The organism is Sphingobacterium sp. HMA12 (assembly GCF_002933815.1).
In the GTDB taxonomy this organism is placed as follows: Bacteria; Bacteroidota; Bacteroidia; order Sphingobacteriales; family Sphingobacteriaceae; genus Sphingobacterium.
On record NZ_BEYR01000003.1, the window covers coordinates 538857 to 545594 of the forward strand.

Here is a 6738-nt window from a genome sequence, read left to right on the forward strand (position 1 = left end):
CGTTCTGAAGATTTTGATAAGTGATTGGAAAGTCATATAAAGAAGATAATGGGTTTACTAATTTTTTAATTCTGTGCTAATGCTGCAATACATTCCTCCCGTATTTCCCAGAGCTCATCTAATGTATATGGAATTTTATTGATATCGATCCAGCGTGCTAAGTAATCTTTGTGATATTGAACTTTATAGTTGGTGATTTGATCCGGGCTAATTTCGACTTCTTTTAAAAGGTTCAGCTCAAATTCGACAACGTTTACACCAATGCCAGTAAAGTCCAACATCTGATTTTCATTTCGTAAATAATTGTGGGCTTCTGGGATATATTTTAGATCATATTTGGTTAGAACATCCTTGATAGCAGGGGTATTCTTACTATTCATGGTGAAAATTCCCAACATAAGCCTTAGACTGCTGTTACCGTTTTCATCAGCCAATCTTTTCAAGAGTGCATGTTTTGTACTGCAAGTTCCACATAATTCATCAAACAAAACCAGTGCATTATTTTTATTGTGATTACGTTTATAATCGAGGTTCTCTACCCAATAACAAGCTTGCGCAAAGCTGTTTATAGCTAAATTGTTGAATGATCCGGAAACAATTCCATTCTTGCCGTCAATTTCAAAATTAGGTGCTCTCATTCTTTATTACAATTTTATTTGTTTCGCTATTATAGATCATATTTAAGTGCCTGTTCCAATTACAAAACTCATCACAGGTAAACTCAAGTATAGGTCCACTCCAAGTTGTGAACTTGATGTCGTCCATCTCAATTGGGCTAGAAATAGTCTCTTTATGCTGTATACTATTTGTGATTCTTGTTAGGTGATAATAGTCTGAGACAATAAAATCGCCGAAAGGTGTTGCCGTTAAGTTTCGATATTGTGGATGTTCCTCTAGGTCCACTAGATCTCCATTGATGCTATTAAGTTGATATAGGTAATCTGAGGTCAAAATCAAGACGATATTTTTTATTAAAGAAATCGACACATCTGTCGGAAAACCTCTAAAGACACCACACCATTCTGAATAATCATCGTTTATAAATTTGATATATGTCCAATCCTGGGAATTCCATGGGCTATCATTATCATAGATTCTCTCTTCGTATTCTCCAGAATAAGGACGGTTTACTATTTGGCCTTCAATGATCATTTTTGTATTTACCTGTTTATTTTTTCCATCATTTTAGTTTGTCTGACGAGATATAATAATGCTCCTTCATGATTGGTTATATTGAATTTATAACCTAATTTAAATAAAGTTATTTAGCTAATACTAATGAAAAACAACAATGAATGTATTTCTCCAGTTGATATCTGCTTCCTTTATGGAATCCCTCATGTTTTGGTATCATTAATATCTAGCTTTTTTATGATGTCTCTTACTAGTCACTAGGTTAAGTAATGGTATATTTGTGTCAAACGGTAAAATTATGTCTCGATCAGTACGGAAAACTAAAATATTCGGAATTACTACCACGGAGTCTGAGAAACAAGATAAAAGACGATGGAATAGGACTTTTAGAAAATTTTGTCGGAAATTGGTGCTTTCCGGAAAAGAGGCTCCTCATAAAATTCATAGTGTTACTGAGGTCTGGAGTGGCGCAAAAGATGGAAAGCGGTATAATCATAATGCCACAAAAAGAGATATGAGAAAATAGCTGATTATTCTCACGTTCCTCTGTTTCAAAGATTGTCGATTATACTTTGAATAAAAGCATCAGACGCTAAATTTTTAACAGTATTTTTATTGAGTATACCATTCTGTTCTTTTAAGACATACTCACTAGTTTTAAACCACTGAATCGGTATTCCGTCTATTTTTTTATCTGGCAAATAAGAATAAGTGAAATTCAGTTTTTCGATGCCGGAGACCAATTTCTTTACTTCATCGGCGTAATTTTTCAGTTGTGACACGCTTAGGCTATCTTCGATCCTTTTTGTCAACAAAGTGTTTTCAAACAATCTTGATTCGGTAAGTTTAATTACTTCAATAAAAGAAGCGATCGACGAATCATCAAAACCATCCCACCAATAATCACGTAGTTTCTCATTTTCAGTGTCAAAATAAATTTTCCGTTCTTCTGCCGTTATAAGAAATCCTGGACGTATATAACTTTCTTCGGGGATATCTCCCCAGACAGCGCCCCAGCTGGTGGTTTTAGAATAATAGAAGGTTCCAGTAAAGGCGTTTTCTATAAATCTGCTAATTGTTAAACCTAAAGACAAATAAAAGCCGTTTTCTAGTTTTCTTGAAAAATCCTTGCGCACCGGACATTGATTCCTTAAAATATACATATCTAGTGCTTCTAAAGGAGCCTTGACTTTAGAGATTAATTTTGCTTTTGTTAATTTCAATTGGTCAATTTAATTATTTCTAAAGTAAACAAACCTCCCATTCTCATCTTTCTTACTTGTCAATTTAGGCGTTCCTTTTGTACCGTTACATGCCTTTAATGCATTTGCAAGAAACAATGGACGTATTGTGCCACCAAGTTCCTTTTCATAGTCTTTGAGAATTTGTAGAGCATTTTTAGATTCGTTAAAATATCCTGTGGAGATTTGATGAAGTACCCATTCTTTAACCGATTGTTCTGAGATTATACTGGGGGATTCGAGTAATAAATCTTTTGACTCGGCAGATAAAGTGCCTATAAGTTCTATTCGACCATCTTTGAAGAATCTTTCAGCTTTATAAACAATCGGGGCCGATTCATTCCCTGCTACAGATATTTGAATTGTATAATCTGTTTGAGTTATATCTGGAACTATCTGCTCAATACTACAATCGAAAATCTCACGGAATATATTATTAAATGGTACGGAGTAAATCAAGGTATGGGTGGGATCTTCAGAGTCACGAACATAAAAGTCGCGTTGGCCCATGAGGAAAGAAAGTTCGAATTGGCTATAACCTCTTTTCTTCCTCAAAAGAAATATATTGAGCATTTTTTCGGCCTCTACTCGTGGCATGGCAGTAATATTAATTATTTCAAATTTGAGATCAACTAGCATAAAATTGGCCATTTCTTTCACCGCAAAGATACTAATCCTTTTTTTGCTTACTGATAAGGATGTATGTATTAAGGTCGCCTTTAAGCACTACTTTGAGTCTTTTATTTTTGCCTTTAACAGCACGCTCTAATGGACGCGTAAAGTCTTTTGCTTCCCAGTTTTGATTTTGGACCTCATTAGCTTTTATCACAATTTCATTTAAGGACTTTGCTTTTTTGAAAAAAGTTTGGTCTTCTATTAACGCATTTAGGGTGGGCGCTGGACCTACGCCGGGTGGAATAGGAGGAATTTCTTTGAGGACTTTATCGTTAGATAAAATCTCTTTCGGATAGAAATCATATATAGTATATTGCGTTTTAATAACTGTGCTATCGCCTGAATCTTTAAGTTCCTGTTGTCTCAATTTGGCAATTTGAGAAAAGTATACGGCAATTTCACTCAAAATTTCATCATTGTATTTTGAGTTATGGGCGCTGCTTTCAATATGTCCAATGTATTTCTCTCCTTTCTCTAAAAAGTTTGAAAGTTCCTCCGCAACGATATTTAAATCTAGTCTTATAAGTCTTACTTGTATAATCAAATAAAGCTCTATAGGAAATAAAAACCAATTATTTTTAGCCATAGCTAAAGGAAGTAATAACATATTTTTATGTTTTATGTCTTAAATAATTTGATTTTTAAAAACCACTTTTGTATCTTTGTTTTAGAAAGATATTAGATCTGTCATCTATATAGTTTAGGTGTTTAAATCAAGAGTCTTGCGCCTGTAATTTCTCACGCCACAACGCAAGGCAGTAGTTTAAATACCCACGTCTATACTTTTATGCTATATTTGCATGTAAGATAGATGTGGGCGCTACTGTAAATCCGTGTTGTGTAAGGCGTGAGAACTTTATTTCAGGTACGGTTTGTAGCCCCACATTTATCATTAGGCGACCTACCGACAAGACTCGTTACCAATAAACGAGTTATGAACAAAAAACAAAGATCAAAAAACATCATCGCAGCCCCCGAGTAGCTCGGCTGGTTTGGCCAAATTAGATTTGGCTTCACTTGCCATGGATAGCGTAACGCCAATATTATACACCTTCGTGACCCCTCAATCAAACGCGATCTGGCTTCCCGAATTAATTAAGTTATTATTAATGTGACCTGAGTAACATCAGGCTCCCAATAAAAAACTGATTTCGGTCGGAGAGGGGATCCTATTGTCTTAGGTCAAGGTTTTAAAAATTGAAAAATGGAAAAGTTTTTCTCTGATGTGGTGGATTTTGATCTTACCCTACATGAAGTGTATGAAAAGGTATATGATCCTGTAAGACACATCGTAGATTTTTGGAATGTTTATGATATAAACGTTTGTCGCGAATATCTTTTCGAACTGCTGATCATGTATTGGGGTAATCCCCAAAATAAGAAGCGAAGGTTTACTACAGATCAGATGACAGCATTTATCATCGCGTTGATGCGAATGCAGATGAGCTATTATATGGCAGCTCAAAAAATATAGACCTAAGTAAGATAGACTGGTCGCTATTGACAAATAATAAGATAGCAGCGGAGGAACTTGAAATGAGCAAAAAGATTCATGAGTTCTTCCACAGATCATCGCATTAACCACTAACAATTAAATTATGAATACGATAAAATTATTGACACCAGTCAAGATATATATAAATACCTACATCTGCCAAGCACTGACCAGATACTCGAGCAGATCACACTGTAAGGGTACTGGTCGAGTGCTGAAAAAAAAGATTTCTTCGAGCGGCCTTCGGGCTTTGTTCGGCTGGCCTTCGGACCTGCTTCGTACCTGTGTCGGCCTCTCTTCGGGAGTGCTTCGGCTGCTGTTCGGCTGTTCTTCGGGACGTTCCCGAAGCGCAGTCGAAGCGGACTCGAAGCCGAGCCGAAGCGTAGCCGAACATGTCTCGAACAAGCCCCGAAGAGGTCCCGAAGCGTTGCCGAAGAGCACTCGAAGAAGGGTTGGAGCGTTAGCTTCTTCGGACCTTTGCCTGACCAACTTCGCCCCAACTTCTGCCTTTCAGGCAGTGGGCCGTCGGTCTTCCTCGAATTTTCCTTTGATTTTTCCCGAGGGTGACCCGAAGCCCACCCGAAGAAATTCCGAGCAACGCTGGGAGAAAGGCAGAAGTTGGTCAGGAGTTGGTAGGTACTTAAATGGTCTATTCCTCGCCACGAAAGGTACTGTTAATTCACCGTTAAGCTACCGAGAGTGTACCGAAAGGGTACCAAAAAGGTACTGGGAATGTACTAAAGAGCTACCGGAGATATACCAAAGAGATACTAAACAGGTACGAGCTGTCAGTAGCTCGCTGGTGGCTCTTGGGTATAAGTCTGATACTACTGTAGCACAGCCTGCAAAAGGGGATGATATCGGATTGGTCAATGGAAGAGGGAATTGTCGTTTTAAATTTAATGGTTTTAAGGTGTTTTGTGGGGTTGTTGTCTGTTTTGTCGACTCTTTTGTTGTTGATGGTATTTCAATGGCTCAGAGGGCTTTAAAATGCTTTTCTTATTTGTTCGATTATAAAAACACTTTTCGCATGTCGCTGACATGCTTGGCTTTAGTTTTTCGATCATCTAATTTTTCTTTTAAGGCATTAAAGAGCATCAGCGCTCTTATGGTACTAGCTCTGATGGTTTCTATGTTTAGTTTATCGGCTCAGACGCCCCGCAAGGACAGCGGGGCCGATGGGCTATCTCAGATCCGGGCGCTTGCAATAGGGGATACCATTCCAGAGAATTTGTGGAACCTCAAAATGCCTGTATTTAACGATAGTAAAGGACGGTCAACAATTTCGCTTAGTGATTATCAGAATCATAAACTGATTATCTTAGATTTTTGGGCTACCTGGTGTACCAATTGTCTCGAAAGCTTTCCCAAATTGGATAAATTGAAGGCCACTTTCAAAAACGATTTCGACGTGCTGCTGGTCAACTGCAAACGGACGCACGATGATCAGACACGAATTGATAAGGTGCTCCAAAAATACAAAGATTCTTATCAGCTAAATGTTCAGTTTCCTTATCTCGTAGGAGATACGATATTCAATGCCGTATTTCCGCATCGCGGGATACCGCACGTTGTATGGATCGGCAATGACCGTGTCGTCAAAGCAATTACCTACACAACCGAACTTCAAGAGGCTAATGTCCGTCAGATTTTGGAAAACAACAAGGCGAGTTTCTATATGAAGGACGATTTTAAGTATAAAGTCGAAGATAGTGTGACTACGGATACGCTCAAATTATTCTCCTCTTACCTGAGCAAACGTCGGGAAGGGATCCGAGAAATGGGCGTGCAGATAAAAGAAAAGGGAAATGAAAAGGAATTTACATTTCTTAATACATCGGTAGCCATGCGCATTTATGAATACCTAAGCGAATCAGGGCATCGTATAGACCGCAATCTCTGGGTCTTTGATGACAATGTTAGTAAAGAAATCCGTAGGAAGCTCAAGACACCCCAGCGTTACACAGATGAATATTGCTATTTTTTGCGTTACCCGAAAGACCAAACTAATTTTGATCCGTACCGGAAAATGATCCATGATATTCAAGATAATTTTGGGGTTAGATGGGAAATCCGGAAAGAAGTGATCGATGTGTGGCGCATTGACTCTACGCCTAAAATCCGACAATTCAAAACCAAGGGCCAAATACCACTTGAAGCAATTGATGCCCTGAATAATACAAAGTTTATTCG

7 protein-coding genes are annotated in these 6738 nt (G+C 37.9%); 2 read left to right on the forward strand and 5 right to left on the reverse strand.

The features are described 5' to 3' along the window. Nucleotides 1–65: 65 nt before the first annotated feature. The 5 genes from HMAT_RS19130 to HMAT_RS19155 form a co-directional block, all read right to left on the reverse strand. Nucleotides 66–638 carry a hypothetical protein gene (locus HMAT_RS19130; protein ID WP_104384438.1) on the reverse strand — a complete coding sequence of 191 codons (573 nt, stop codon included), beginning with the start codon at nucleotides 636–638 and terminating at the stop codon, nucleotides 66–68. Next, nucleotides 625–1152 (reverse strand): hypothetical protein, encoded by a 528-nt coding sequence (locus tag HMAT_RS19135; RefSeq protein WP_104384439.1) that lies wholly within the window; start codon nucleotides 1150–1152, stop codon nucleotides 625–627. The genes HMAT_RS19130 and HMAT_RS19135 overlap by 14 nt, the downstream gene beginning before the upstream one ends. 533 nt (nucleotides 1153–1685) lie before the next feature. Beyond that, complete coding sequence (locus tag HMAT_RS19145) at nucleotides 1686–2357, reverse strand: hypothetical protein (protein WP_104384441.1); 672 nt, start codon at nucleotides 2355–2357, stop codon at nucleotides 1686–1688. Nucleotides 2358–2366: 9 nt separating this feature from the next. Then, the gene (locus HMAT_RS19150; RefSeq protein WP_158656004.1) at nucleotides 2367–3035 is read right to left on the reverse strand and encodes a hypothetical protein; all 669 of its coding nucleotides are present in this window, start codon (nucleotides 3033–3035) and stop codon (nucleotides 2367–2369) included. 10 nt (nucleotides 3036–3045) lie between these two features. Further along, on the reverse strand, nucleotides 3046–3657 hold the full coding sequence (locus tag HMAT_RS19155; RefSeq protein WP_104384443.1) for a hypothetical protein: 612 nt from the start codon (nucleotides 3655–3657) through the stop codon (nucleotides 3046–3048). 597 nt (nucleotides 3658–4254) lie between these two features. On the opposite strand from HMAT_RS19155, the gene HMAT_RS19160 reads away from it, so the two are divergent. Together HMAT_RS19160 and HMAT_RS19165 are read left to right on the forward strand one after the other, a co-directional pair. Then, nucleotides 4255–4524 carry a hypothetical protein gene (locus tag HMAT_RS19160; protein ID WP_104384444.1) on the forward strand — a complete coding sequence of 90 codons (270 nt, stop codon included), beginning with the start codon at nucleotides 4255–4257 and terminating at the stop codon, nucleotides 4522–4524. Nucleotides 4525–4648: 124 nt separating this feature from the next. Beyond that, a partial coding sequence (locus tag HMAT_RS19165; protein WP_158656005.1) for a TlpA disulfide reductase family protein occupies nucleotides 4649–6738 on the forward strand: 2090 nt, incomplete at its 3' end.

Coding starts and splice junctions, on each gene's coding strand:
- HMAT_RS19130 (WP_104384438.1), bottom strand. CDS start 638: ATGAGAGCACCTAATTTTGAAATTGACGGCAAGAATGGAATTGTTTCC.
- HMAT_RS19135 (WP_104384439.1), bottom strand. CDS start 1,152: ATGATCATTGAAGGCCAAATAGTAAACCGTCCTTATTCTGGAGAATAC.
- HMAT_RS19155 (WP_104384443.1), bottom strand. CDS start 3,657: ATGTTATTACTTCCTTTAGCTATGGCTAAAAATAATTGGTTTTTATTT.
- HMAT_RS19160 (WP_104384444.1), top strand. CDS start 4,255: ATGGAAAAGTTTTTCTCTGATGTGGTGGATTTTGATCTTACCCTACAT.